General features: G+C 71.2%; 22 protein-coding genes and 1 tRNA gene. 16 read left to right on the forward strand and 7 right to left on the reverse strand.

Annotation, left to right across the window (positions count from 1 at the left end):
* Positions 1–67 precede the first annotated feature (67 nt).
* The 4 genes from ASD93_RS03665 to ASD93_RS03680 all read left to right on the forward strand — a co-directional run bounded on the left by ASD93_RS03665 (position 68) and on the right by ASD93_RS03680 (position 5,324).
* A complete protein-coding gene (locus ASD93_RS03665) occupies positions 68–1,135 on the forward strand; it encodes an aldo/keto reductase (RefSeq protein ID WP_056118687.1) in 1,068 nt (355 codons plus the stop codon).
* Positions 1,132–2,061, forward strand: a complete 930-nt coding sequence (locus ASD93_RS03670) for a 4-(cytidine 5'-diphospho)-2-C-methyl-D-erythritol kinase (protein WP_056119176.1) — start codon at positions 1,132–1,134, stop codon at positions 2,059–2,061. Before ASD93_RS03665 ends, ASD93_RS03670 begins: the two co-directional genes overlap by 4 nt.
* A gap of 28 nt (positions 2,062–2,089) precedes the next feature.
* Entirely contained in the window at positions 2,090–3,436 is a 1,347-nt protein-coding gene (locus ASD93_RS03675) for a GNAT family N-acetyltransferase (RefSeq protein ID WP_056118689.1), read from the forward strand.
* 67 nt (positions 3,437–3,503) lie between these two features.
* A complete protein-coding gene (locus ASD93_RS03680) occupies positions 3,504–5,324 on the forward strand; it encodes an ABC-F family ATP-binding cassette domain-containing protein (protein WP_056118694.1) in 1,821 nt (606 codons plus the stop codon).
* A 91-nt stretch (positions 5,325–5,415) separates the two neighbouring features.
* Here the strand turns inward: ASD93_RS03680 and ASD93_RS03685 are convergent, their stop codons facing one another.
* The gene (locus tag ASD93_RS03685; protein WP_056118697.1) at positions 5,416–5,913 is read right to left on the reverse strand and encodes a MarR family winged helix-turn-helix transcriptional regulator; all 498 of its coding nucleotides are present in this window, start codon (positions 5,911–5,913) and stop codon (positions 5,416–5,418) included.
* 85 nt (positions 5,914–5,998) lie between these two features.
* Between ASD93_RS03685 and ASD93_RS03690 the strand changes: the two genes are divergently transcribed.
* The 7 genes from ASD93_RS03690 (at position 5,999) to ASD93_RS03720 (ending at position 12,170) form a co-directional block, all read left to right on the forward strand.
* A tRNA-Gln gene (locus ASD93_RS03690) sits at positions 5,999–6,070 on the forward strand.
* Position 6,071: 1 nt separating this feature from the next.
* Positions 6,072–7,544: a bifunctional UDP-N-acetylglucosamine diphosphorylase/glucosamine-1-phosphate N-acetyltransferase GlmU gene (gene glmU / locus ASD93_RS03695; RefSeq protein WP_056119179.1), complete on the forward strand. Its 1,473-nt coding sequence runs from the start codon at positions 6,072–6,074 to the stop codon at positions 7,542–7,544.
* Complete coding sequence (locus tag ASD93_RS03700) at positions 7,519–8,553, forward strand: ribose-phosphate diphosphokinase (RefSeq protein ID WP_056118700.1); 1,035 nt, start codon at positions 7,519–7,521, stop codon at positions 8,551–8,553. The genes glmU and ASD93_RS03700 overlap by 26 nt, the downstream gene beginning before the upstream one ends.
* A 127-nt stretch (positions 8,554–8,680) precedes the next feature.
* Complete coding sequence (locus ASD93_RS03705) at positions 8,681–9,148, forward strand: FMN-binding protein (protein ID WP_056118703.1); 468 nt, start codon at positions 8,681–8,683, stop codon at positions 9,146–9,148.
* 4 nt (positions 9,149–9,152) lie between these two features.
* Positions 9,153–10,052: an FAD:protein FMN transferase gene (locus ASD93_RS03710; RefSeq protein ID WP_056118707.1), complete on the forward strand. Its 900-nt coding sequence runs from the start codon at positions 9,153–9,155 to the stop codon at positions 10,050–10,052.
* Entirely contained in the window at positions 10,049–10,603 is a 555-nt protein-coding gene (locus ASD93_RS03715) for an MOSC domain-containing protein (protein ID WP_056118709.1), read from the forward strand. Before ASD93_RS03710 ends, ASD93_RS03715 begins: the two co-directional genes overlap by 4 nt.
* Before the next feature lies 1 nt (position 10,604).
* Positions 10,605–12,170, forward strand: coding sequence for an FAD-dependent oxidoreductase (locus ASD93_RS03720; protein ID WP_056118712.1), 1,566 nt, complete (start codon positions 10,605–10,607; stop codon positions 12,168–12,170).
* Between the two features lie 622 nt (positions 12,171–12,792).
* Here the strand turns inward: ASD93_RS03720 and ASD93_RS03725 are convergent.
* A complete protein-coding gene (locus tag ASD93_RS03725; RefSeq protein ID WP_321163616.1) occupies positions 12,793–14,346 on the reverse strand; it encodes a sensor histidine kinase in 1,554 nt (517 codons plus the stop codon).
* A complete protein-coding gene (locus ASD93_RS03730) occupies positions 14,343–15,071 on the reverse strand; it encodes a response regulator transcription factor (RefSeq protein ID WP_056118715.1) in 729 nt (242 codons plus the stop codon). Before ASD93_RS03730 ends, ASD93_RS03725 begins: the two co-directional genes overlap by 4 nt.
* A 183-nt stretch (positions 15,072–15,254) precedes the next feature.
* On the opposite strand from ASD93_RS03730, the gene ASD93_RS03735 reads away from it, so the two are divergent.
* The gene (locus ASD93_RS03735) at positions 15,255–16,727 is read left to right on the forward strand and encodes an ABC transporter permease (protein ID WP_056118718.1); all 1,473 of its coding nucleotides are present in this window, start codon (positions 15,255–15,257) and stop codon (positions 16,725–16,727) included.
* Between the two features lie 68 nt (positions 16,728–16,795).
* Positions 16,796–17,521: an ABC transporter ATP-binding protein gene (locus tag ASD93_RS03740; protein WP_056119185.1), complete on the forward strand. Its 726-nt coding sequence runs from the start codon at positions 16,796–16,798 to the stop codon at positions 17,519–17,521.
* Positions 17,522–17,524: 3 nt separating this feature from the next.
* Here the strand turns inward: ASD93_RS03740 and ASD93_RS03745 are convergent, their stop codons facing one another.
* Positions 17,525–18,520 carry an NAD-dependent epimerase/dehydratase family protein gene (locus ASD93_RS03745; RefSeq protein WP_056118721.1) on the reverse strand — a complete coding sequence of 332 codons (996 nt, stop codon included), beginning with the start codon at positions 18,518–18,520 and terminating at the stop codon, positions 17,525–17,527.
* A 56-nt stretch (positions 18,521–18,576) separates the two neighbouring features.
* Here ASD93_RS03745 and ASD93_RS03750 point away from each other — a divergent pair, with 56 nt between their 5' ends.
* A complete protein-coding gene (locus ASD93_RS03750; protein ID WP_235566863.1) occupies positions 18,577–19,902 on the forward strand; it encodes an FAD-binding oxidoreductase in 1,326 nt (441 codons plus the stop codon).
* A gap of 60 nt (positions 19,903–19,962) precedes the next feature.
* On the opposite strand, the gene gndA is transcribed toward ASD93_RS03750, so the two are convergent.
* Entirely contained in the window at positions 19,963–21,438 is a 1,476-nt protein-coding gene (gndA, locus tag ASD93_RS03755) for an NADP-dependent phosphogluconate dehydrogenase (RefSeq protein ID WP_268777947.1), read from the reverse strand.
* A 232-nt stretch (positions 21,439–21,670) separates the two neighbouring features.
* Entirely contained in the window at positions 21,671–21,793 is a 123-nt protein-coding gene (locus ASD93_RS16230) for a hypothetical protein (protein WP_268777946.1), read from the reverse strand.
* 253 nt (positions 21,794–22,046) lie between these two features.
* On the opposite strand from ASD93_RS16230, the gene ASD93_RS03760 reads away from it, so the two are divergent.
* Both ASD93_RS03760 and pth read left to right on the forward strand, forming a co-directional pair.
* The gene (locus tag ASD93_RS03760; protein ID WP_056118727.1) at positions 22,047–22,691 is read left to right on the forward strand and encodes a 50S ribosomal protein L25/general stress protein Ctc; all 645 of its coding nucleotides are present in this window, start codon (positions 22,047–22,049) and stop codon (positions 22,689–22,691) included.
* Positions 22,692–22,770: 79 nt separating this feature from the next.
* Positions 22,771–23,355 carry an aminoacyl-tRNA hydrolase gene (gene pth / locus ASD93_RS03765; protein WP_056118730.1) on the forward strand — a complete coding sequence of 195 codons (585 nt, stop codon included), beginning with the start codon at positions 22,771–22,773 and terminating at the stop codon, positions 23,353–23,355.
* A 33-nt stretch (positions 23,356–23,388) separates the two neighbouring features.
* Here pth and ASD93_RS03770 read toward each other — a convergent pair whose 3' ends face one another.
* Entirely contained in the window at positions 23,389–24,024 is a 636-nt protein-coding gene (locus ASD93_RS03770) for a hypothetical protein (protein WP_056118734.1), read from the reverse strand.
* Positions 24,025–24,100: the final 76 nt, after the last annotated feature.

The raw sequence follows: 24,100 nt of genomic DNA on the forward strand, positions 1-24,100 counted from the left end.
GAACATGCTGTCCCGGCGTGTCGGCCGGCCACCTGCGAGGCCGCCGCGGCGCCGCTAGCCTGGACCGGTGACCGACCAGCCGAATTATCGCTCCGGCGGAGGAGATCTCCACCGCCCGTACGCCGCCGCCGACGACCGCTACGACCTGCGCGAGTACCGCCGCGTCGGCACCTCTGGGTTGACGCTTCCGCCCGTATCCCTGGGCCTGTGGTGGAACTTCGGCGACAACATCCCCTTCGACAACCAGCGCGCGCTGCTGCGTCACGCGTTCGACAAGGGCATCACCCATTTCGACCTGGCCAACAACTACGGCCCGCCCTACGGCACGGCCGAGACGAACTTCGGCCGCATGATGCGCGAGGACCTCGCGCCGTACCGGGACGAGCTCATCCTCTCGTCCAAGGCCGGCTACGACATGTGGCACGGTCCGTACGGCAACGGCGGATCGCGCAAGTACATCCTCGCGAGCGCCGAGCAGTCCCTGCGCCGCATGAGCGTCGACTACGTCGACATCTTCTACTCCCACCGCGTCGACCCGGACGTCCCGATCGAGGAGACCATCGGGGCGCTGGACACCCTCGTCCGCCAGGGCAAGGCGCTCTACGTCGGCATCTCGTCGTACAGCGCGGAGCGCACGGCGGTCGCGGCATCCGTCGCCAGGTCGCTGGGCACGCCCCTCGTGATCCACCAGCCCGCCTACTCGATCCTGAACCGCTGGGTCGAGGACGGCCTGACGGGCGTGCTCCGGCAGGAGGGCATGGGCGCGATCGCGTTCACCCCGCTCGCGCAGGGGCTGCTCACCGACAAGTACCTCGGCGGCGGGAGCGCGGACCGCGCGCAGCAGCGCGGGTCGCTTCCGAAGGGTCCGCTGAGCGACAAGGGAGTCGCGACACTGCGCGGCCTCGATCTGATCGCCAAGGAGCGCGGTCAATCGCTCGCGCAGATGGCGATCCAGTGGGTGCTGCGCGACCCGGTGGTCGCCTCGGCCCTCATCGGCGCATCGCGCCCCTCGCAGCTCGACGAGAACCTCGCCGCTCTCGAGGGGCCGGCGTTCTCGACCGAGGAGGTCGAGCAGATCGACGCCCTCTCGGACGGCATCGACGTCGACCTGTGGGCGGACTCGGCCACCTCGTGAGCCACGCTTTCGTCGACGGCCGCGTCCATGTGCGGGCGCCGGGCAAGCTGAACCTCTTCTTCGAGGTCGGCGGCGTTCAGGACGACGGCTATCACGACGTCGCTTCGGCCTATCAGGCCGTCTCCCTGTACGAGAACGTGTGGGCGAGCCACTCCGACGAGTTCACGGTCGCCATCTCCGGCTCGGTCGACGTCGACGGCGTTCCGGCCGACGACCGCAACCTCGCCGTGCGCGCCGCGCGCCTCGTCGCGCAGCGGATCGGCCATCGCGGCGGGGTGCACCTCGACGTCGTGAAGGCCGTGCCGGTCGCCGGAGGAATGGGAGGCGGATCGGCGGATGCCGCCGCCGCCCTGGTCGCCTGCGACGCGCTCTGGGGCGCCGACCTCGGGACCGCCGAGCTGCACAAGCTCGCCGCGCGGCTCGGTGCCGACGTCCCGTTCGCCCTCATGGGCGGCACCGCCGTCGGCACCGGCCGCGGCGACCAGCTGAGCCCGGCGCTGGCGAAGGGCCGCTTCGACTGGATCGTCGTGCCTTCCGACGAGGGCCTGTCGACGCCCGAGGTCTACGCACACCTCGACACCCTGCGGGCGCAGCACGACATCGCGTCGGTCGGCCAGGTGCCGGCGGTCGATCCCACGGTGCTCCAGGCGCTGCGCGCCGCAGATCCCGTCGCGCTCGCCGAGCACACGCGCAACGACCTGCAGGCGGCCACCCTGTCGCTGCGCCCGGCGCTGCGCGACACGCTCGAGCTCGGCGAGCGATCGGGGGCCCTCGCCGGCATGGTGTCGGGGTCCGGCCCTACGCTGGCGTTCCTGACCGCCGACCCCGAGTCCGCGCTCGAGCTGCAGGTCATGCTGTCGGCGGCCGGCCTGCCGGCTCTCCACGTGCACGGCCCGGTGGCGGGCGCGCGCGTGATCGGCACCTGACGAACACCACCCCACGGGAGGATCACCGATGACCACCGCAGACCGCGTCACGGCCGCCTCGGAGGCCGACCGCTCCGCGTACCGCGCCGGGCCCGTCGACGAGCAGTCGCGAGCGCGACTGGCCGACAGCGGCCTCGACTACCGACGCACCTCGATCGACGGCGACGACTTCGCGCCCTGGCTCCAGTCCGTCGCCCGCGGTTTCCTCGACGGCGAGCGCAGTGCGGAGCAGATCGCATCGGCGCGCGAGCGCTCGGGATACCGGCGCCTGACGGGCGTGTACGACCCGGCTGCTCCGGTGTCCGAGGCTCCGGTCGCGACCATCGCGTCGTGGGTCGGCGAACTCTCGGTGCCGGGCGGCGCCGCCCTCCCCGCGTGCGCCATCTCCGCGGTGACGGTCGCTCCCACGCACCGGCGCCGCGGCATCGCGCGGGCGATGCTCGAGGGTGAGCTGCGCGCGGCGGCGGATGCCGGCATCCCCATGGCGATGCTCACCGTGAGCGAATCGACGCTGTACGGCCGGTACGGCTTCGCGCCCGCGGCGGCGAGTGCGTCCTGGCGCATCGAGACACGGCGTGCCACGTGGATCGGACCGCGACCCGACGGGCGCGTGGACTTCATCTCGCGTGAGACGCTGCGCGGGCTCGCCCCCGACCTGCACGAGCGCGTGCGGCTGACCACGGCGGGCGAGATCGACGTCCCGGGGGCTCACTGGGACGGCATCGCAGGAACGACCCCCACGGCCGAGAAGGCCGGCGAGAAGCGCGCGATCCAGTACACCGACGCGGCGGGCGAGGTCCGGGGCCTCGCGCTGTACTCGGTGCGCGAGAACCACGACGACTTCACGAAGGCGTCCGTGCGGGTGGTCTACCTGCTCGCCGACGGTGATGACGCGTACGCGGCGCTGTGGCGGTTCCTCCTCGAGCTCGACCTCGTCGCCGAGGTGAACGCGGACGAGCTCTCGGTCGACGAGCCGCTGCTGTGGATGATCGCCGATCAGCGCGCCGCGACCATCACGTTGCGCGACCACCAGTACGTGCGCATCCTCGATGTCGCCGCGGCGCTCGAGGTGCGCCGGTACGGGGCGCCCGGAGTGATCGCGCTCGACGTGAGCGACGCCCTCGGCCACGCCGAGGGCCGGTACCTGCTCGAGGTCGACGCGGCGGGCGCGGGCCGCGTGCGCGCGTGGGAGGGCGACGCGCCCGCCGGCGCGGTCGAGGTCTCACTGGGCATCGAGGAGCTCTCGGCCGTCTATCTGGGCGGGGTGTCGCTGGCGACCCTCGCCGCCGCGGGGCGCGTGCGGTCGGCCGACGCGGCGGCTGCCGCGCGCGTGTTCTCGTGGCACACGGCCCCACGTCTGAGCATCTGGTACTGACGCTCGAGACCGGAACGTGAGCCGGCCGGCGGGGGAGCGGGCTCCGCTCGCCTAGCCTGGAGGGGACATGGCACATCTTCTCGGGGCCGAGGCCCTGCATCTGGAGTTCCCGACCAAGGTCGTCTTCGACGGCGTTTCACTCGGCATCGACGAGGGCGACCGCATCGGCATCGTCGGTCGCAACGGCGACGGCAAGTCGAGCCTGCTCGCGATGCTCGCGGGCCGACTCGTACCCGACGCGGGCCGCGTCACGGTGCGCAGCGGAGTGCGCGTCGGCGTGCTCGACCAGGCGGACACCCTCGACGACGCGCTCACGGTGGCGCAGACCGTCGTCGGCGACCGGCCCGAGCACGAGTGGGCCGGCGAGGCGCGCACGCGAGAGGTGATCGCGGGCCTTCTCGACGGCATCCCGTGGGACGGTCCCGTCGCCGGCCTGTCCGGCGGCCAGCGACGCCGCGTCGCGCTCGCGGCGCTGCTCGCCGGCGACCACGACGTGATCTTCCTCGATGAGCCGACGAACCATCTCGACGTGGAGGCGATCGCGTGGCTCGCCGAGCACCTGAAGCGCCGCTGGGCGGCGAACGCCGGCGGCCTGCTCGTCGTCACCCACGACCGCTGGTTCCTCGACGAGGTCTGCACCCGCACCTGGGAGGTGCACGACCGGATCGTCGAGCCCTTCGACGGCGGATATGCGGCGTACATCCTGCAGCGCGTGGAACGAGACCGCCAGGCGGCCTCGATCGAGGCGCGGCGGCAGAACCTCGCCCGCAAGGAGCTCGCGTGGCTGCGCCGAGGACCGCCGGCCCGCACGTCGAAGCCGAAGTTCCGCATCGACGCGGCGAACGCCCTGATCTCCGATGTGCCCGAGATCCGCGACAAGACCGAGCTGCAGTCGCTCGCGGTGTCGCGTCTGGGCAAGGACGTCGTGGACCTGCTCGATGCGTCGGTGACCTATCCGTCGCCCGACGGCGGACCGGCCCGCGAGGTCCTGCACCCCGTCGAATGGCGCATCGCGCCCGGCGAGCGCACCGGCATCCTGGGGGTCAACGGCGCGGGCAAGTCGACGCTGCTCAGCCTGGTGTCGGGCGATCTCGAGCCGACGTCGGGTCGCGTGAAGCGGGGCAAGACGGTCAAGGTCGCCACGCTCACTCAGCGCCTGGACGAGCTCGAGGATCACCTGGACGACCCCGTGCGCATCGTGATCGAGGGGCTGCGCACGACCTACTCGTTCGGCTCCGGGTCCAAGGCGCAGGAACTGACCCCCGGCCAGCTCCTCGAGCGCATGGGGTTCTCGAGCGCCCAGCTCTCGACTCCGGTGAAAGACCTCTCCGGCGGACAGAAACGCCGACTCCAGCTGCTGCTCATCCTGCTCGAGCAGCCCAACGTGCTGATCCTCGACGAGCCCACGAACGACCTCGACACCGACATGCTCGCGGCCATGGAGGACCTCCTCGACACCTGGCCGGGCACCCTCCTCGTCGTCTCGCACGACCGGTACTTCATCGAGCGCGTGACCGACCAGCAGTACGCGATCCTCGGCGGGCACCTCCGGCATCTCCCCGGCGGCGTCGACGAGTACCTGCGCCTGCGCGAACGCGAGCGCTCGGCGGCTCCCCTCGGAGGAGCGGATGCCGCGGCATCCGCGTCTCCCACCGCCCCCGGGCTGACCGGGGCGGATCTGCGCGCGGTGCAGAAGGAGGTCTCGGCGCTCGAGCGACGGCTCGAGAAGCTCGAGGCGCAGATCGCGTCGGCGCGCACGGCGCTCGCCGATCACGACCAGTCCGACTACGTCGGCCTCGGTGCCGAGATGGCGCGCATCGGGACGCTCGAGAGCGAGCGCGACGGCGTCGAGGAGCGCTGGTTCGAACTCACCGAGCAGATGGGCTGAGGCGAGTCGCTCGCTGAGAACGCACTTCTGTCCTCGCCGGAGGCACTTCCCGAGACACGGGCGCGTTCTCGGCGAGCAGGGCGGGGGACGGTCAGACGTCGAAGCCGAGGCTGAGTTTGCGCAGCAGCGCCGCCAGCCGATCGCGGTCGCTGCGCGAGAGCGTCGCCAGCAGCACGGCCTCGGCGTCGACGAGGCGCGTGATGGCGGCATCCACCCGCGTCTTCCCCTCGTCGGTGAGGATGACCAGGATGCTGCGCCCGTCGTCGGGATCGGCTTCGCGGCGCACGAGCCTGCGGCCGACGAGGCGGTCGATCCGATTGGTCATGGTGCCGCTGGAGACGAGGGTCTGCTGCAGCAGCTGCTTCGGACTCAACTGGAAGGGCTCGCCCGCGCGGCGGAGCGCCGAGAGCACGTCCCACTCCCACGGTTCCAGCTCGCTGCGCCGGAAGGCGTCGCGCCGGGCCCGGTCCAGATGCCGGGAGAGTCGATCCACCCGCGACAGCACCTCGAGGGGAGAGAAGTCGAGATCGGGCCGCTGCGCGGTCCACGCCTCGACGATGCGATCGACCTCGTCGGTCTCCTTGGCCATGGCTCCATTATCGAGGTCGCGGCGGGAGGAGCGGGGACCGCGTGGGGCGGCGTGGCAGACTTGACGACGGCCGCGGACGCGGCGATCCGCCGTGGTGTAACGGCAGCACGACAGCCTTTGGAGCTGTGAGGCCCAGGTTCGAATCCTGGCGGCGGAGCATGACCCACAACACCGACGACACCCGTCTCGCCGTGATCGTGCTGGCCGCGGGCCAGGGCACGCGCATGAAGTCCTCGCTGCCGAAGGTGCTGCACCGCATCGGCGGGCGGCCCCTCGTGGGCCACGTGATCGACACCGCCCTCGCCCTCTCGCCCGACACCGTCGCCGTCGTGGTGCGGCACGAGCGCGACCTCGTGGCCGCTGCGGTCGTCGAGGCGGCGCCGGGCGTCATCGTCGTCGACCAGGACGAGGTCCCCGGGACCGGCCGTGCGGTCGAGCTCGCGCTCGCCGCGCTCGACGACTTCGGCGGGGATGTGCTGGTGCTCAGCGGTGACGTGCCCCTGCTCGACGCGGACACGCTCGGCGCGCTCGTGCGTGCCCATCGTGACGGTGCCGCGGCTGCGACGGTGCTGAGCGCCGTCGTCGAGGATGCCACCGGCTACGGCCGCGTCATCCGCGACGCCGACGGCGCCGTGGCGCGCATCGTCGAGCAGAAGGATGCGACGGCGGACGAGGCATCCGTCTCCGAGATCAACGCTGGCGTGTACGTCTTCCAGGCACAGGCGCTCCGCGCGCACCTCGCGCTCGTCGGAACGGCGAACGCGCAGGGGGAGAAGTACCTCACGGACGTGGTCGCGCTGCTGCGCGATTCTCGACTCGTCGTGGCGGCGTCGAGCGCGCCGGATGCTGCGGCCGCCCTGGGCGTGAACGACCGCGTGCAGCTGTCCGAGGCCGCGCGCCTGCTCAACGCGCGCACGGTGCGTCGCTGGCAGCTCGAAGGAGCCAGCATCCTCGATCCCGCCACGACGTGGATCGACGTGACCGCGACGCTCGCGCCCGACGTCACGGTGCTCCCGAACACCCACATCCTCCGCTCGACCTCGATCGGCGCCGGAGCGACCGTCGGTCCTGACACGAGCCTGGTCGACTGCGAGGTCGGGGAGAACGCGGTGGTGACGCGCACCGACGCGACGCTCGCCGTCATCGGCGCCGGCGCGAACGTCGGACCGTTCGCCTACCTGCGCCCCGGCACGTACCTCGGCGACAAGGGCAAGATCGGCACGTTCGTCGAGACGAAGAACTCGACCATCGGCGAGCGGAGCAAGGTTCCTCACCTGTCCTACATCGGCGACACCACGATCGGCACCGGCGTGAACCTCGGCGCCGGCGCCATCACGGCCAACTACGACGACCTGGCCAAGCACCGCACCGAGATCGGCGACGAGGTGCACACCGGCTCGCACAACGTCTTCGTCGCGCCCGTTAGGATCGGAGACGGCGCGAAGACCGGCGCCGGAGCGGTCATTCGCAAGGATGTGCCGGCCGGTGCCCTCGCTCTCAGCGTCGCCCCTCAGCGCAATGTCGAGGGGTGGGTCGAGAAGAACAGACCGGGAACCGGGGCCGCGGACGTCGCAGCCAAGGCTCGGTCCGCACAGAAGGCGGACGATGGGGCGCAAGAAGAAGACCGTTGAGCTCGACCGCGATAACGACATCGCACCCGGACTGGTCGCCAAGACCAAGAAGCGGCTCGTCATCGCCCGGGGCAGCTCGCACCCCGCGCTCGCCGTCGAGGTGACCGAGCATCTCGGCACCGAGCTGGTCCCCACCGAGTACCGCACCTTCGCGTCGGGCGAGATCCTCACGCGGTTCGAGGTGTCCATCCGCGGCTGCGACTTCTTCCTGATCCAGACTTTCGGCCCGCCGGTGAACGAGTGGCTCATGGAGACGCTCATCATGCTCGACGCGGCCAAGCGCGCATCCGCCAAGCGCATCACCGTGGTCGCCCCGTACTATCCGTACTCGCGTCAGGACAAGAAGGGCCGCGGCCGTGAGCCGATCAGCGCCCGCCTCGTCGCCGATCTCCTCAAGACCGCGGGCGCGGACCGCGTCATGAGCGTCGACCTGCACGCCGCGCAGATCCAGGGCTTCTTCGACGGTCCCGTCGACCACCTCTTCGCCAAGCCGGTGCTGCTGGAGTACTTCGAGAAGACCCTCTCCGCCGACGACCGCGCGAAGCTCACGGTGGTCTCGCCCGACACCGGCCGTGTGCGCGTGGCCGACACCTGGTCCGACAGCCTCGGCGCTCCGCTGGCGATCATCCACAAGCGCCGCGATCCGAACGTCGCCAATCAGATCACCGTCAACGAGATCGTCGGTGACGTGAGCGGGCGGGTGTGCCTTCTGGTCGACGACATGATCGACACCGGCGGCACGATCGTGAAGGCCGCAGAGGCGCTCAAGGCGAGCGGCGCGGTCCGCGTGATCGTCGCGGCGACGCATCCGATCTTCAGCGACCCCGCCTCGCAGCGCCTGCAGAGCGAGGCGATCGACGAGGTCGTCGTCACCGACACGATCCCGATCCCCGAGGAGAAGCGGTTCCCGAGCCTCACGATCCTGCCGATCGCCCCGCTCCTCGCGCGGGCGATCCACGAGGTCTTCGAGGACGGCTCCGTCACGAGCATGTTCGACGGCGCCGCCTGACCCGATTCTGAACGATCCGTCGTGACGGATCGTGACCTCCTTCATAGGCCGCTCATAGAGCGCGCTGTCAGGATGCCACTGTGCTTCCGGAGCGCACCACGACACCCACGACCCAGGAGGACCGCTCATGATCCGCACCGCCGTCGCCACCCGTCCCGCCCGCGCGGGTCTCACGTTCACCGCCGTCGCGGGGATCGCCCTGCTCGCCGGCTGCACGCCCGCCGCGACCGACACGTCGACCGGCACCGGTTCGAACTCCGGCTCCGACTCGGGTGACAGCGGTTCCTCCGGCACCTCGTCGTACGCGGACGGCACCTACTCCGCGGACGGGTCGTACGCCACTCCCGAGTCCGTCGAGACGATCAGCGTGACCGTCACCCTCGAGGACGACGTCATCACCTCGGTCGAGGTCTCGGGCGACCCGTCGCGACCGGAGTCCGAGCAGTACCAGGGCCAGTTCATCGGCGGCATCTCGGACGCCGTCGTCGGACAGGACATCGACGAGATAGCGGTGAGCCGCGTCGCCGGGTCGTCGCTCACCAGCGGCGGCTTCAACGAGGCGATCGAGACCATCAAGTCCGAGGCGATCGCGTAGGCCGATGTCCGCCCTCGCCGCGCCGCCTTCCGCCACGTGGCGGTTCGAGGCGATCGGCACCGCGTGGGAGATCGTCACGACGGAGCCGCTCGATGCGCCGGGCCGCGTCGCGGTCTCACGCGTCGTCGAGCGCTTCGACGCCGAGTGGTCGCGATTCCGCCCGGACTCGGTCGTCTCGCGCCTCGCGCCGGCAGGCGGCAGCGAGAACGCCCCCGCCGACGCGGTCCCGATGCTCGACGCCTATGTCGAGCTCGCCGCCGCCACGGACGGCGCCGTGAACCCCCTCGTCGGGGCGTCGTTGGAGCGCCTCGGCTACGACCGGGCCTATTCGCTGACGGCCGGCGAGCCCGTCGCGGCGCCCGCTGACTGGACGCGGCGACTCTCCTGGCGGGGCGGCGCGCTCGCGCTCGACGGCCCGGGAGTGATCGATGTCGGCGCGCTCGGCAAAGGGCGTCTCGTCGACCTCGTGCACGCCCTGGTGTGCGCTCTCGTGCCCGGAGACGTCGTCGTCGACGCCGGCGGTGACCTCGCGGTCCGTGGCACGACGCAGCGGATCGGGCTGGAGCATCCGTTCGATCCTCGCCGCGCGATCGGCGTGTGGGAGGTGGCGGATGCCGCACTGTGCGCATCCGCGGTGAATCGGCGCGCATGGGGCGAGGGCCTGCACCACGTGCTCGACGCGCGGACCGGGCTGCCGGTGCGCACCGTGGCCGCGACGTGGGCCGTGGCACCCGAGGCGATGCGCGCCGACGCGATCGCGACCGCGCTGTTCTTCGACGGCGGCGCCCGCCTCGCACACGAGTGGGGCGTCGAGTGGGTGCGCATGACCACCGACGGCAGGGTCGAGTGGTCGCCCGGCTGCCGCGCCGACCTCTTCACGCGAGCGGCTAGCGTGGAACGGTGACCGAGACCTCTTCGGGTCGTGTCGTGGCCGTCGCCCGCGACGACGCCCACCGCTTCAGCAAACACACGCGCGAGAGCATCACGCTCGTCGCCGATCACGGGGTCGAGGGCGACGCCCACGCCGGCGCGACCGTCCAGCACCGCTCGCGCGTGGCGCGCGATCCCGGCGCACCGAATCTGCGTCAGGTGCACCTCATGCACGAGGAGCTGTTCGCCGACATGGCCGAGCGCGGGCACGGCGTCGAGCCCGGGGCGCTCGGTGAGAACATCACGACCGCCGGCATCGACCTGCTCGGCCTTCCGCGGGGCACGCGGCTCGCGATCGGCGACGACGCCGTGGTCGAGCTCACCGGACTGCGCAACCCCTGCTCCCAGATCAACGGCCTCTCGAAGGGACTCATGAAGGAGCTCGTGCACGTCGATGATCAGGGGGCCACGGTGCGCCTGGCCGGTGTCATGTCCGTCGTCCTCGCCGGGGGAGAGGTGCGGCCCGGTGACGGCATCCGCGTCATCCTCCCCGCCGGCGGCGCCCGACCCCTCGAGGCGGTCTGACGTGCTCGGCACCCTCACGGCGGTGTGGAACCGCGTCTTCGCCGTCCTCGGCCGCGTGTCGATGTATCGCGTGGTCTACCTCGCGCTCGCCGCACTGGCGGTCATCTCCCTCGTCCTGTCGTTCTTCGACCTGGTCGGACCGGATCCGCTCGAACTGGTGGTCACGCTCGCCGTCCTCGCTGCGGTGTGCGTGGGGGTGGATGCCGCGGCTCAGCGGATCCTCCGGCTGCCGTGGCGCATCGAGTCGTCGCTGATCACGGCGCACATCCTGCTCTTCGTGCTCCGCCCGACCCTCGATCTCACCGCCCTCGCCGGAATCGCCCTCGCGGGCGCCGCCGCCTCCCTCTCCAAGTACGTCCTGGCGTGGCGCGGGCGTCACATCTTCAATCCGGCCGCCGTCGGCGCGACCGTGCTGACTCTGCTCGCCCTGGTGTGGCCCGCGCTCGGGTCGTCAGCGTGGTGGGTGGGCACGCCAGCGCTCGCAGCCCCGGTGATCCTGCTCGGGCTCGCCGTGCTGTGGCGCACCGAGAAGATCCGCGTGGTCGCGGTGTTCCTGGTCGTCGCGGTCGCGGTGGCGGTGCTGCGCACCTCCGCGCAGTACAACCTCGCGGGCCTGGAGATCGACGCGATGACGGTGTTCTGGCAGGTCCTGTGGTCCTCGCCGTTCCTGTTCCTCGGGGCGTTCATGCTGTCCGAGCCGCTGACGCTGCCGCCGCGCCGCTGGCAGCAGTTCCTCGTCGCCGGGATCGTCGGCGTGCTCGCCGGCTGGCCGATCCCGATCGGGGACATCAGCCTCGGACAGGAACGCGCCCTCCTCATCGGCAACCTGGTGGCGTTCGCGTTCGCCGTGCGCACCGCTGTGCGCCTCACCCTCTCCGCACGGGCGGTGAAGACGCCGACCGTGCAGGAGCTGACCTTCCACGTGCAGGACCGTCTGTCCTTCGTGCCCGGCCAGTACCTCGAGCTCGAGGTGCCGCACGCACACCCCGACGCCCGCGGCACGCGTCGCGAGTTCAGCATCGCGTCGGCCCCCGAGGACCTCCCGCTGCTGCGCGTCGCCTTCAAGGAAGGCGGTGCCGCGAAGCCCCAGAGCTCGTACAAGAAGGCGCTCGCGCAGGTCGGCGAAGGGGAGCGGCTGGCGATCACCGGTGTGTGGGGCGACTTCGTGCTCCCCAAGCGCGATGGCGCACCGATCCTCATGGTGGCCGCCGGCATCGGCGTGACGCCGTTCATCTCACAGCTGCGACACCTCCGCGCCGCGGGCGAGGGGCGCGACATCGTGCTCGTCTACGTCGCATCGGATGCCGCCGAGCTGGCGTATCGCTCCGATCTCGAGGCATCCGGAGTCCCCGTAGTTGTGTTCACGCGCGACGAGCCCGCCGACCTCCCGTCGACCTGGCTCTGGGCCCGGGGCGTGCGCCTGGACGCCGACGGACTGCTGCGGGTCGTCCCGGACATCGCCGCACGCCATGCCTACATCTCGGGGCCCGCCGGGCTGATCGCCGACCTCGCACCCGCCCTGGAGCACGCGCGGTCGATCACCACCGACGCCTTCAGCGGCTACTGACCCGCGTCGACATCCTTCGGGCGTGATGCCCTGGCGGCGGGGGAACAGTCCCGATCTGAAGGGTCGACACCATCCCGTTCGAGCATGTGAGTTCTCGTTCACATATCGGGCATGTGAGTTCTCGTTCACATATCGGTGATGTGAGTTCTCGTTCACATATCGGTGATGTGAGTTCTCGTTCACATATCGGTGATGTGAGTTCTCGTTCATGAGTTCTCGTTCACATATCGGTGATGTGAGTTCTCGTTCACATATCGGTGATGTGAGTTCTCGTTCACATATCGGTGATGTGAGTTCTCGTTCACAYATCGGTGATGTGAGTTCATCGTCACACTGACCCCTCGAGAGCAGTCGGTTCCGGAGCAGCGTGCGGCCCTCACTCGAGTTGTGAGCCAGGACTCACATGGGGGATGCGAGCCGTAGCCCCTGGAAACGGATGGCCGCAGGCCCTCGTGGGAGCATGCGGGCGCCAGGTCCCGTTGATCTCGGGTGCGTTGCAACTCACTGGATGGCCTGTGAGCACGAAGTCACATGCGATTTCGAGAGGGTGTGAATCCTCGAGTCAAGCGTGACCGGGTCTGCGAGCCGCCAGGGCTACGCACCGGCCGCACCGCAGCCGAAGTCAGACCGAGTCGACGGGCCGCGCGGGCAGGCGCACCTCGAAGGTCGTGTCGCCCGGCTCGCTCGCCACGGAGATCGTGCCGTCGTGGGCGTCGACGATCGCGCGGGCGATCGACAGCCCGAGGCCGGTGCCGCCGGTCTGACGGGCCCGCGAGCGGTCGCCGCGTGAGAAGCGCTCGAACAGCTCCTCGCGCAGCGTCGGATCGATCCCGGGTCCGTCGTCGTGCACGGTGAGCACGGCGCCGTCGCCGACACGCGCGACCGCGACGGTCACCGTCGTGCCGGCGGGGGTGTGCGTGCGCGCGTTCGCGAGCAGGTTCGCGACGACCTGATGCAGGCGGCCGGTGTCGCCCGCGATCTGCACGGGTTCGTCGGTCACATCCAGCACCCACGTGTGGTCGGGACCGGCGGGCCGGGCGTCGCCGACCGCCTCGACCGCGATGCGCGTGAGGTCCACGGTGCCGTAGACCAGCTCCTGCCCCTCATCGAGCCGGGCCAGCAGCAGCAGATCCTCGACGAGGGTCGTCATGCGCAGCGACTGCGCCTGGATGCGCTCGAGGGACGCCTCGGTCGTCTCGATCGTCGCCGGGGCGTGGTTCTTCGCCAGCGCGCGCAGCGACAGCTCGGAGTAGCCGCGGATGGACGACAGCGGCGTCCGCAGCTCGTGGCTGGCATCGGCGACGAAGCTGCGCATGCGCTCCTCGTTGCGCTGGCGTGAGGTGAGTGACTCGTCGACGTGGTCGAGCAGCGTGTTCAGGGCCTCGCCGACGCGTCCCATCTCGGTGCGAGGGTCGGCCTGCGCCGCCGGCACGCGCTCGGCGATGGTCACCTCACCGCGGTCCAGCGGCAGCTTCGAGACGCGCTCGGCCGTGTCCGCGACAGCGCGCAGCGGTGCGAGCCCCGCGCGGATCGTCCACGCGGTGGCCAGGGCGAGCAGGATCAGCCCGCCCGCGGTGAGAAGACCGATCGTGGTGAGCATCCGCCCGATGTTCGCCGCGACCTGGTCGCGCGAGATGCCCACGACGACCGCTCCCTGCGGTGAGGCCTGGCCCTCGACACGGAAGGTGCCCACATCGTCGATGGTGACCACGAGCGGCGTCTCACCGCCCAGACCGTCGGCGAGCTGGGCGATCTGGGAGTCCGTGAGCGGCGTGACCGACGAGTCCGCGCCCATGACCGCACCGGTCGGCTCGCCCACCGGCGACTGCACAGCGAGAAGGAAACCGGGCTGCTGCGGCTGCTCTGTGAGCATCTGCTCGGCGGTCATCCCCGCCGCGAGCTGGCGCTGCACCATCGCGGAGGTGCGCTCCAGCGAGTTCTTGACCTGGGTGTTCAGCCCGTCCTCGAGCACACCGCCGAGGATCGCGCTCGTCGCGACGCCGACGAGCACCATGATGAGCGACGTGATCGACACGACTGTGACGATCAGCTTGCGCTGCAGCGTCCAGGGACGGCGAGCGGATGCCTCGCGCGGCGCATCCGCCGCCTTGTCGGCGCGGTCGTCGTCGCCAACCGCGCTGGGCGCGGCGGTCTCGTCGGCGCGCAGGTCGGTCACTGCGGGGCCTTGATCATGTACCCGACACCGCGGACGGTGTGGATGAGCGGCTCCCGACCCTGGTCGATCTTCTTGCGCAGGTACGAGATGTAGAGCTCGACGACGCTGGAGCGTCCGCCGAAGTCGTAGTTCCAGACGCGGTCGAGGATCTGCGCCTTGGAGACCACGCGCCGCTGGTTGCGCATGAGGTAACGGAGGAGCTCGAACTCGGTGGCGGTGAGCTCGATCTCCTCGCCGCTGCGCTCGACCTCGTGGCTGTCCTCGTTGAGAGTGAGGTCGGCGACGCGCAGGATGGGCTCCGCACCGGAGGCGTGCGCGGTGCCGGCGCGGCGCATGAGGCCGCGCAGGCGCGCGACGACCTCTTCGAGGCTGAACGGCTTGGTGACGTAGTCGTCGCCGCCGGCGGTGAGGCCGGCGACCCGGTCGCTCACGGCATCCTTCGCCGTCAGGAACAGCACGGGCACGTCGTCGCCGGATTGGCGCAGCCGCTGCAGCACGGCCATCCCGTCGAGGTCGGGCATCATGATGTCGAGCACCATGGCGTCGGGCGCGAACTCGCGCGCGGACTGGAGCGCCTCGAACCCGGACCCGGCGGTGCGCACCTCCCAGCCCTCCATCCGCAGCGCCATCGACAGCAGGTCGGTGAGCATCTGCTCGTCGTCCACGACGAGCACGCGCAGTGCGGAGCCGTCGGGACGCAGAAGGGCAGGGCTGGCGTTGGTCATGGGCCCATTGTGCTCTCGTTCCTATGGGGTTCCTATGGAGGGCGCTATGCGCGCGCTGTGAGTACGCGTGCGCGAGCGGATGCTGCGCCCATATGTTCCTCATAGCTCCCGCTGGCGGCCCACATCGACAGCGTCCCTAGCGTCGCCTCGACGGCCGGCACCCCGCCGGCCGGGAGGAGACCCATGTACGCAACGTATCTGCGGCGGGAGCTGGCCGGCCGCAAGAAGCAGACGATCATCGTGGCCGCCGGCCTCGCGATCGCGATCGCGCTGGTGATGATCGTGAACTCGCTCGCGGCGGGGGTGCGCGACGCGCAGGCCGAGGCGCTGGAGTCGGTCTACGGGGTGGGCACCGACCTCACCGTGACCGGAGCCATGGCGGAGCCCGGCGAAGGGCGCGGGCAGATGTTCGAGTTCGGCGAGGACGGCGGTGAGACCGGGGATGACGGCACGACCGAGCTGAGCCAGTCGCGCCTGGTCAGCGAGCCCATGCGCGCCACGCTCGCGGCCGACACGCTCGACACCGTCGCATCCGTCGACGGCGTGGAGGCGGCATCCGGTGCACTCAGCCTCACGAACATGACCTTCTCCGGCGAGCTGCCGCAGCGGCCGGCCGAGGGATCCGAGTCCGGCACGACCGGCCAGGCGCCGCCGGACGGCGGCGGCGATGGCGGTGGCTTCGGCGGCGGATCGTTCGGCGTCGACTCGTTCAGTGTGCTCGGCATCGATCCGGCGACGACGTCCGTCGGTCCGCTCTCGGCGGTGTCGGTGAGCGAGGGCCGCGCCCTCGCGACCGATGACGCGGGAGAGAACGTCGCCGTGCTCGACGCCGCGTACGCCGCGACCGCCGAGGTCGCCGTCGGCGACGCCATCGACGTCGGCGGAGAGGACTTCGAGGTCGTGGGGATCGTCGCGTCGACCTCGAGCGACGCCGACACGGCGGCGAACGTCTACATCCCGCTCGACGTCGCCCAGGCGCTCTCGGGCGCCGGCGACGTCGTGTCCACCGTGTACGTCCAGGCGGCGTCGTCCGACGCGATCGCGACCGTGCAGGCGGACCTCGAGGAGGCGCTGCCCGAGACCACCGTGAGCTCGCAGTCTGACCTCGCCGCCACGGTGTCGGGGTCGCTGTCCAGCGCCTCGTCGCTCATCACGAGCCTGGGCACCTGGCTCTCCGTCATCGTGCTGGCCGTCGCGCTCGCGCTCGCCGTGCTCTTCACGATCTCGGGAGTCTCGCGCCGCACGCGCGAGTTCGGCACGCTCAAGGCCATCGGCTGGTCCAACGGACGCGTGGTCGGTCAGGTCGCGGGGGAATCGCTCGTCCAGGGACTTCTGGGCGGCGCCGCCGGGCTCGTGCTCGGCTTCGCCGGCATCGCGATCATCAACCTCGTTTCGCCGACGATCTCGACGTCGCCGGCGGCCGGCCCCGTCACACCGGGCGGACCAGGTGCCGACACGATGGTCGGCCCCGGCGGCGGCATGGGGAACCTGCTCTCGTCGCAGACGACCGAGATCGTGCTCCAGGCGCCCGTCACCCTCTGGGTCGTCGCGGCCGCGCTCGGACTCGCCGTCCTCGGCGGGCTCGTGGCCGGAGCGTTCGGCGGCTGGCGCGCCGCTCGCCTCAGCCCGGCCGAAGCACTGCGATCGGTGGGGTGAGGCATCCGATGAACGAATCGACCACCGCAGACGCGACGGCCACCGCGCACATGACAGGAGAACGCACCATGACCATGATCGACACCGGGCTCGATGCGGGGGCGGATGCTGCGTCCCCCGTGCTCTACCGGCTCGCGGGCGTGACCCGCACCTACCGTCAGAAGGACCGCATCGTGAAGGCGCTCGCGGGCGTCGACCTCGACATCGCCCCGGGGGACTTCGTCACCATCCAGGGTCCGACGGGCGGCGGTAAGTCCACGCTGCTGCAGCTGCTGGGCGCCCTGGACCGACCGACGGACGGGGCGGTCGTGCTGGGCGACGTGGACCTCGCGAAAGCGTCCGACGCCGAGCTCGGACACGTCCGCGCCCGCGACATCGGGTTCGTGTTCCAGGGGTTCAACCTCATCCCGACGCTCACGGCCGCCGAGAACGTCGACATGGCGCTCGAGCCACTGCGACTGCCCGCCGCGGAGCGCGCCGAACGGGTGGCGGAGGCGCTCGCGCACGTCGGCCTGGACGACCGGTCCGATCATCGGCCGGCGGAGCTCTCAGGCGGTCAGCAGCAGCGCGTCGCGATCGCCCGTGCGATCGTCAAGCGCCCGCGGGTGCTTCTCGCCGACGAGCCGACGGGCAACCTCGACGAGTCCATGCGCGACGAGATCCTCGGCGTGCTCGAAGGGCTGTGCGCCGAGGGGCTGACGCTCATCGTGGTCACCCACGATTCGGCCGTCGCGCAGCGGGCGCGCCGACGCCTGCGCCTCGAGCGGGGGACGGTGCGCGACATCACGCGCTGAGCATCACCCGGCGGTGCGGGCGTGGGCCGCGATGCGATCGAACAGCGCGTCGCGGCCCTCGTCGGTCCGCTGCAGCTCGGGGTGGGCGTCGTGGTGCGCGACGATCCGTCGCGCACCTTCGTCGAAGAGGATCGTGGTGCGAGACTCCGGCACGAGAGCGGTGACCTTGCTGTTGTCGAAGATCATCGAGTGCGCCTTGTCGCCGATGAGCGTGGGGCCGAGCTCGGGCGCGAAGGCGGCGATGGTGTCGGACGCCACGTGCACGAAGTCCGGCGACGCGACCCCGGCCGCGTCGGCCAGCCAGCCGTAGATCGTGTTCCACGCCGGCGCGTGCGAGCCCGTGATCGTGAAGGCGTCGCCGATGGCCTGGGGGTGGCCGAGCAGCCCGGCGAACGCGACGGCGAAGTCGTCGGCGTGCGTGATGGTCCACAGGCTCGTGCCGTCGCCGTGGATGACGACCGGCCGGCCGGCGCGCATGCGGGCGATGTCCGTCCAGCCGCCGAGCGTCGGGATCGAGCTCGCGTCGTAGGTGTGGGAGGGCCGCACGATCGTGACCGGCAGGCCGCGGTCCCGGTGGGCGGCGACGAGCAGGTCCTCGCACGCGATCTTGTCGCGCGAGTACTGCCAGTACGGGTTGCGCAGCGGTGTCGATTCCGTCACCGGGAGACGGCGCGGCGGCTTCTCGTATGCGGATGCCGAGCTGACGAAGACGTACTGCCCGGTGCGGGCCTCGAACAGGTTCAGGGCGGTGCTCACGTGCGACGGCGTGAACGACAGGAAGTCGGCGACGACGTCGTACTCGGTCGTGCCGACGGCCTCGCGCACGGCGGCGGCATCGCGGACGTCGGCGACGATCTCGCGCACGCCGTCCGGGAGCGGCCGGCGCGAGGAGCCGCGGTTGAGGACCGTGACGTCGTGGCCCGCCCCGACGCTGCGCCTCACGCACGCCGCGCTGATGGTCCCGGTTCCGCCGATGTAGAGCACACGCGTGGTCGTCATGCTCCGACCCTAGAACGGGTAGCGCGATGTCGGCAGCGGCCGTTACCGTGGCGCGGGTGACCGATATCTCCCTCAGCGACCTCACGACCGGCACGGTCGTGCACCCGGGCGACGACGAATGGGACGCCGCCCGCGCCTTCCACTCCGGCATCGGCGAGCCGACCGTCATCGTGCGCGCGTCCAGTGTCGACGACGTCCGCGCAGCGCTCCGGTACGCGGCATCCGAGCGCCTCGATGTCATGGTGCGCGGCGGGGGGCACAGCGCGTGGGGCGCCGTGCCCGGCGGCGTGACACTCGACCTCGACGCGATCGACGAGATCCGCGTCGACGGCACACTCGTGCACGTCGGGGGCGGCGCGACGTGGGGTGCGGTCGCGCACGCGCTCGCCGAGCACGGGCTCGGCATCAGCTCGGGCGACACGGCCTCGGTCGGGGTCGGCGGCCTCACCCTCGGCGGCGGGATCGGCTGGATGGTGCGGGCGTGGGGCCTCGCCGCCGACCAGCTGGTGGGCGCGCAGCTGGTGACGGCGCGCGGCGACGTGCTCGAGGTGAACGCGGACTCCCACCCCGACCTGTGGTGGGCGCTACGCGGCGGGGGCGGCAATTTCGGCGTCGTCACCCGGTTCGACTTCCGTGCGCACCCGCTCTCGCACGTGGTGTTCGCGACCCTGGGCGTCGGCGGCGACGCCCGACCGGTGCTGCGCGCCCTTCGCGACACGATGAAGGTCGCACCCCGCGAGCTCACGGTCACGTACATGCACGTCCCGCCGATGGATCCGAGCGCGCCTCCGGGCGCCACGATCAGCGCCTGCTGGATCGGCGACGACGAAGCGGCCGCCCGGGCGGCGCTGGCGCCGCTGTACGCCCTCGACGGCGTCACCGAGACCGAGCTCGGGGTGCGCTCCTATCCCGACATCCTCATGGAGATGCCCGCCGCCGATCCCGATCAGCCCATGCCGGGGTTCGTCGGCGGCAACACCCTTCTCGGCGACCTGACCGACGAGGCCATCGAGCGGCTGGTGGCTTTCCGCGAGGCCAACGCGGCGTCGGTGCTGTTCCTGCGTTCGCTCGGAGGGGCGTTCGGTGACGTCGCACAGGACGCCACCGCCTTCCCCGCCCGCGAGGCCACCTGGTTCGCCATGGCGGGAGCGTTCGACGTGCCCGGACTCGTGCACGACGGCAACCGCCCCCTCATCCAGGCGGAGTGGGATGCGATCGAGGCGCTCGGCGCCGCCCTCTACGGCAACTTCACCCCGTCCACCGATCCGGGGCTCGTCACGCGCATGTTCTCGCCCGAGGCGATGGCGCGGCTCGCCCAGGTGAAGCGCCAGTACGATCCGCAGAACCTGTTCTGCCGCAACCACAACATCGCCCCGGCCTGACCGGCCAGACGACGAAGCCCCCGCCGGCAGGCGGGGGCTTCGTGCACGGCGCGGCTGCGCTCAGTGGGTGTCTTCGGCCTCGATCTCGGTGCGGTCGCCCGACCACAGCGTGTGGAACGTGCCGGGCTTGTCGACGCGCTGGTAGGTGTGGGCGCCGAAGAAGTCGCGCTGGCCCTGCACCAGAGCGGCGGGGAGGCGCTTCGCACGGAGGCCGTCGTAGTAGGCCAGTGACGACGAGAACGCGGGGGCCGGGATGCCGGAGCCTGCGGCGATCTGGACGACGCGGCGCCAGGCGGCCTGCGCGCGTCCGAGGGCCTCGACGAAGTACGGCGCGGTGAGCAGGACGGGCAGTTCGGGGGTCGCGGCGTAGGCGTCGGCGATGCGGTTCAGGAACTGCGCGCGGATGATGCAGCCGCCGCGCCAGATCTTCGAGACGGCGCCGAGGTCGATCTGCCAGTCGTACTGGGCGGCTCCGGCGCGGATCTCGTCGAAGCCCTGCGAGTACGCGACGATCTTCGAGGCGTAGAGCGCGAGCCGGACGTCCTCGATGAACGCCTCGGCGTCGTCGACCGACAGGCCTTCGGCCGGGCCGGGCAGGTCGCCGGAGACGGCCCGCTGCTCGGGGTGGCTGGACAGCGACCGCGCGAACACGGCTTCGGCGATGCCGGAGACGGGAACGCCCAGGTCGAGGGCGGTCTGCACCGTCCACGCGCCGGTGCCCTTTGCGCCGGCCTGGTCGAGGATCACGTCGACCAGCGGAGCGCCGGTCTCGGCGTCGACCTGGCGCAGCACCTCGGCGGTGATCTCGATGAGGTAGGACTCGAGCTCGCCGCCGTTCCACTGGGCGAACACGTCGGCGATCTCGGCGGGGCTCTTGCCGGTGCCGCGGCGGATCAGATCGTAGGCCTCGGCGATGAGCTGCATGTCGGCGTACTCGATGCCGTTGTGCACCATCTTCACGAAATGGCCGGCGCCGTCGTGGCCGATGTGCGTGACGCACGGCTCGCCCTCGGCGACGGCGGCGATCGAGCGCAGAATCGGTCCGAGCGTGACCCAGGACTCGTCCGAGCCGCCGGGCATGATCGACGGGCCGTTGAGCGCCCCTTCCTCCCCGCCGGAGATGCCGGCGCCGACGAAGTTGATGCCCGTCTCGCGGACGGCCTTCTCGCGGCGGATCGTGTCGGTGAACAGCGCATTGCCGCCGTCGACGATGATGTCGCCCGGCTCGAACACGTCCACGAGCGCGTCGATGACGGCATCCGTGCCGCGGCCCGCCTTGACCATGATGATCGCGGTGCGCGGCTTGTGCAGCGACGCGGCGAACTCCTCGTACGAGAACGCGGGCACGAATTCGGCCTCGGGGTGCTCCGCGAGCAGCGTGTCGGTCTTCTCGTGACTGCGGTTGTAGATCGCGACCGTGTTGCCCTCGCGGCTCGCGAGGTTGCGGGCGAGGTTGGACCCCATCACCGCCAGGCCGACGACGCCGATGTTCGCGCGGGCAGCGGAGGCCCCGTCGGGGCCGGTGGGCTCGGGGATCGGGCGCGAGACTTCCTCGGGGCGCGGCGCCCCTTCGTGCTCGCGCGTCGAACCGGGCTGGTCGTCGCGATCGGACGAGATGTTCGTCTGCGCCGAGGGGTCGCTCTGAGACACACGCACTCCTGGAGTTCGAGAAGGGGAGGGTTCCAGCCTAGAGTCTGGCCCGTCCGTGTTACACGCCCGTAGCGCGCTTCTCACCGCCGTGCGCGGTCGGATGTGAGGCGGAGAGGCCTCAGTCCTTGCGGTAGCTCGCGCGGCCCATCGACCAGAACGCGCCGATCGTCAGCAGACCGCCGACCGCGGCCATCGCCCCGATCAGCCAGAGCAGCGCGTGAGACAGAAAGCCGTATTCCATCGGGTCCTCCAGGGGTCGATCGGGTGCGTTCCTCATCCTATTCGGCCCCCTGGTAGACTCGTACCCGAACTTCGGCGAGGGATGCCTCGCACCGGCCGGTTTCGGCGGGGTGCGGCATCCGTGATCGACGCAGTGGAGCAGGCCCACGGCTTTCCTCACGCGTTCGCGTTCGAGTTGAAACACCCCACATACCTGGGCCCGCCACACGCGCGGACCCGCGATCAGAACGGGCTCACGCCCGCGAGGAGAAACCATGTCGACCGAGACCGACACCAAGGTCCACGCCGAGATCCGCGAGAACTTCGGAAAGGGATACGCCCGCCGCCTCCGCGCCGCCGGCAAGATCCCCGCCGTCATCTACGGTCACGGCACCGAGCCCGTCCACGTCGCCCTCCCGGGCCACCAGATCGCGCTGCTCATCCGCCGCGCGAACGTCGTGCTCGAGCTCGACGTCAACGGCACCCACCAGCTCACGCTGGTCAAGGACGTCCAGAAGGACCCCGTGCACCAGGTCATCGAGCACATCGACCTCCTCGTCGTGAAGAAGGGCGAGAAGATCCAGGTCGACGTCCCGATCACGGTCACCGGCGAGCCCGCCCCCGGCACGATCGCCGCCCAGGACGCCAACACCGTCCTGCTCGAGGTCGAGGCCACGCACATCCCCGAGCGCATCGAGCTCGACGTCGAGGGACTCGAGGAGGGCACGCACATCACCGCCGCCGACCTCACGCTCCCCAAGGGCGCCTCGCTCGCGGTCGACCCCGAGACCCTGATCATCGCGATCTCCGTCCCGTCGGCCACGCTCGCCGCCGAGGACGAGATCGCCGCTGCCGACGCCGAGGTCGCCGCCGAGCAGGCCGAGGAGGCCGAGGAGGCCAAGGAGGCCGAGTCCGAGTAAGGGCTCACCGCAGCATCCGTCGAAGCCCGTCCCCGATACTGAAGGGACGGGCTTCGTCGTCGGAAGGGACAGGCAGCACATGGCAGAGGCGTGGCTGATCGTCGGTCTGGGCAACCCCGGACCCCGTTACGAGCTCACCCGGCACAACGTGGGCCAGCTCGTGGTCGACGAGCTCGCGGCGCGTCGCGGCGAGTCGTTCCGCGCGCACAAGGCGAACGCGCGCGTCGTCGAGACGTGGCTGCGTCCCGGGGCGGCGAAGCTGATCCTGGCCAAGCCGAACACGTTCATGAACGTGTCGGGGGGTCCGGTGGCCGGACTCGCCAGCTTCTACGGCGTCGATCCCGCGCGCGTCGTGGTCGTGCACGACGAGCTCGACATTCCCTTCGACACCATCAAGCTGAAGACGGGCGGCGGGCACGGCGGTCACAACGGCGTCCGCGACGTCGCGAAGGCTCTGGATTCGGCGGAGTTCGCCCGCGTCCGCGTGGGGATCGGTCGTCCGCCCGGCCGGCAGGACCCGGCGGACTGGGTGCTCGATCCGTTCGGCGCGAGCGAGCGCAAGAACCTCCCGATCCTGCTGGCGGATGCTGCGGACGCTGTCGAGCAGCTCGTTAGCGACGGACTCGTCGCCGCGCAGCAGAAGCACCACGCGCCGCGGGCCTGACCGGCGCGGGCGGGCACGGTCAGGTCGGGCGGGTCAGCCTCCGATGCTGGATCCGGCGGCGTAGCCCGCGCTGAGGAAGCCCTGGAGCACGACGAAGAAGAGCACCGGCCCGAGCGCGGCGATCACCACCGCCGCGATGGCGAAGCCGCGGCCGCGATCCTTCACCATCGCGATCACGCCCTGCACGAGGGCCCACAGGCCGAGCGCCGTGCCGACCCAGAAGGCCACCTCGGCCAGGAGGACCGAGTCGCGGACCGGCGCGAGCGCCGCCCACTCGAAGTCGCCCCCGCGGGGCATGAGGGCGATCTCGCGCCCCGTCCCCACTCCGATGGCGAAGGCGGCGACGGCGGCTACGAGCGCCGCCCCGACGGTCGCGATGACGGCGACGACCAGCGCCACCACGCCGAGGCCGCGACCCATGGGTCGAGCGGCGGCGCGGGCCGATCCGTAGCCGGGAGCTGATCCCGGCGGCCGCTGCGCACCCGGCGCATAGCCGGCAGGCGGCGCGTAGCCCGCGGGCATCGCGTAGGCCTGCGCCGGGGGAGCGGTCGGGGTTCCGAAGGGCGGTGCGCTCGGTGCGGCCCACCCACTGGGGGCCGGCGGCGCCTCGGCTGCCGGAGGCTGTGCGTGCGGGGGCTGCGGGTTCGTCTGCTCGGCGGGGTCGCTCACGCGCTCATCCTACGAGGCGTCCGACGCCCGCCCCACGTGCCGTTCGGCTCCGTCACTCCGACCTTTCGAGGTCGTC

This window comes from Microbacterium sp. Root180, from assembly GCF_001428485.1.
In the GTDB taxonomy this organism is placed as follows: domain Bacteria; phylum Actinomycetota; class Actinomycetes; order Actinomycetales; family Microbacteriaceae; genus Microbacterium.

Excerpts from the sequence above, each read along its gene's own strand:
- ASD93_RS16230 (WP_268777946.1), bottom strand. The coding sequence starts at position 21,793 with ATGGAATACGGCTTTCTGTCTCACGCGCTGCTCTGGCTGATCGGGGCG.
- pth (WP_056118730.1), top strand. The coding sequence starts at position 22,771 with ATGGCAGAGGCGTGGCTGATCGTCGGTCTGGGCAACCCCGGACCCCGT.
- ASD93_RS03735 (WP_056118718.1), top strand. The coding sequence starts at position 15,255 with ATGTACGCAACGTATCTGCGGCGGGAGCTGGCCGGCCGCAAGAAGCAG.
- ASD93_RS03705 (WP_056118703.1), top strand. The coding sequence starts at position 8,681 with ATGATCCGCACCGCCGTCGCCACCCGTCCCGCCCGCGCGGGTCTCACG.
- ASD93_RS03730 (WP_056118715.1), bottom strand. The coding sequence starts at position 15,071 with ATGACCAACGCCAGCCCTGCCCTTCTGCGTCCCGACGGCTCCGCACTG.
- ASD93_RS03680 (WP_056118694.1), top strand. The coding sequence starts at position 3,504 with ATGGCACATCTTCTCGGGGCCGAGGCCCTGCATCTGGAGTTCCCGACC.
- ASD93_RS03760 (WP_056118727.1), top strand. The coding sequence starts at position 22,047 with ATGTCGACCGAGACCGACACCAAGGTCCACGCCGAGATCCGCGAGAAC.
- ASD93_RS03675 (WP_056118689.1), top strand. The coding sequence starts at position 2,090 with ATGACCACCGCAGACCGCGTCACGGCCGCCTCGGAGGCCGACCGCTCC.
- glmU (WP_056119179.1), top strand. The coding sequence starts at position 6,072 with ATGACCCACAACACCGACGACACCCGTCTCGCCGTGATCGTGCTGGCC.
- ASD93_RS03710 (WP_056118707.1), top strand. The coding sequence starts at position 9,153 with ATGTCCGCCCTCGCCGCGCCGCCTTCCGCCACGTGGCGGTTCGAGGCG.
- ASD93_RS03745 (WP_056118721.1), bottom strand. The coding sequence starts at position 18,520 with ATGACGACCACGCGTGTGCTCTACATCGGCGGAACCGGGACCATCAGC.
- ASD93_RS03700 (WP_056118700.1), top strand. The coding sequence starts at position 7,519 with ATGGGGCGCAAGAAGAAGACCGTTGAGCTCGACCGCGATAACGACATC.
- ASD93_RS03685 (WP_056118697.1), bottom strand. The coding sequence starts at position 5,913 with ATGGCCAAGGAGACCGACGAGGTCGATCGCATCGTCGAGGCGTGGACC.
- ASD93_RS03740 (WP_056119185.1), top strand. The coding sequence starts at position 16,796 with ATGACCATGATCGACACCGGGCTCGATGCGGGGGCGGATGCTGCGTCC.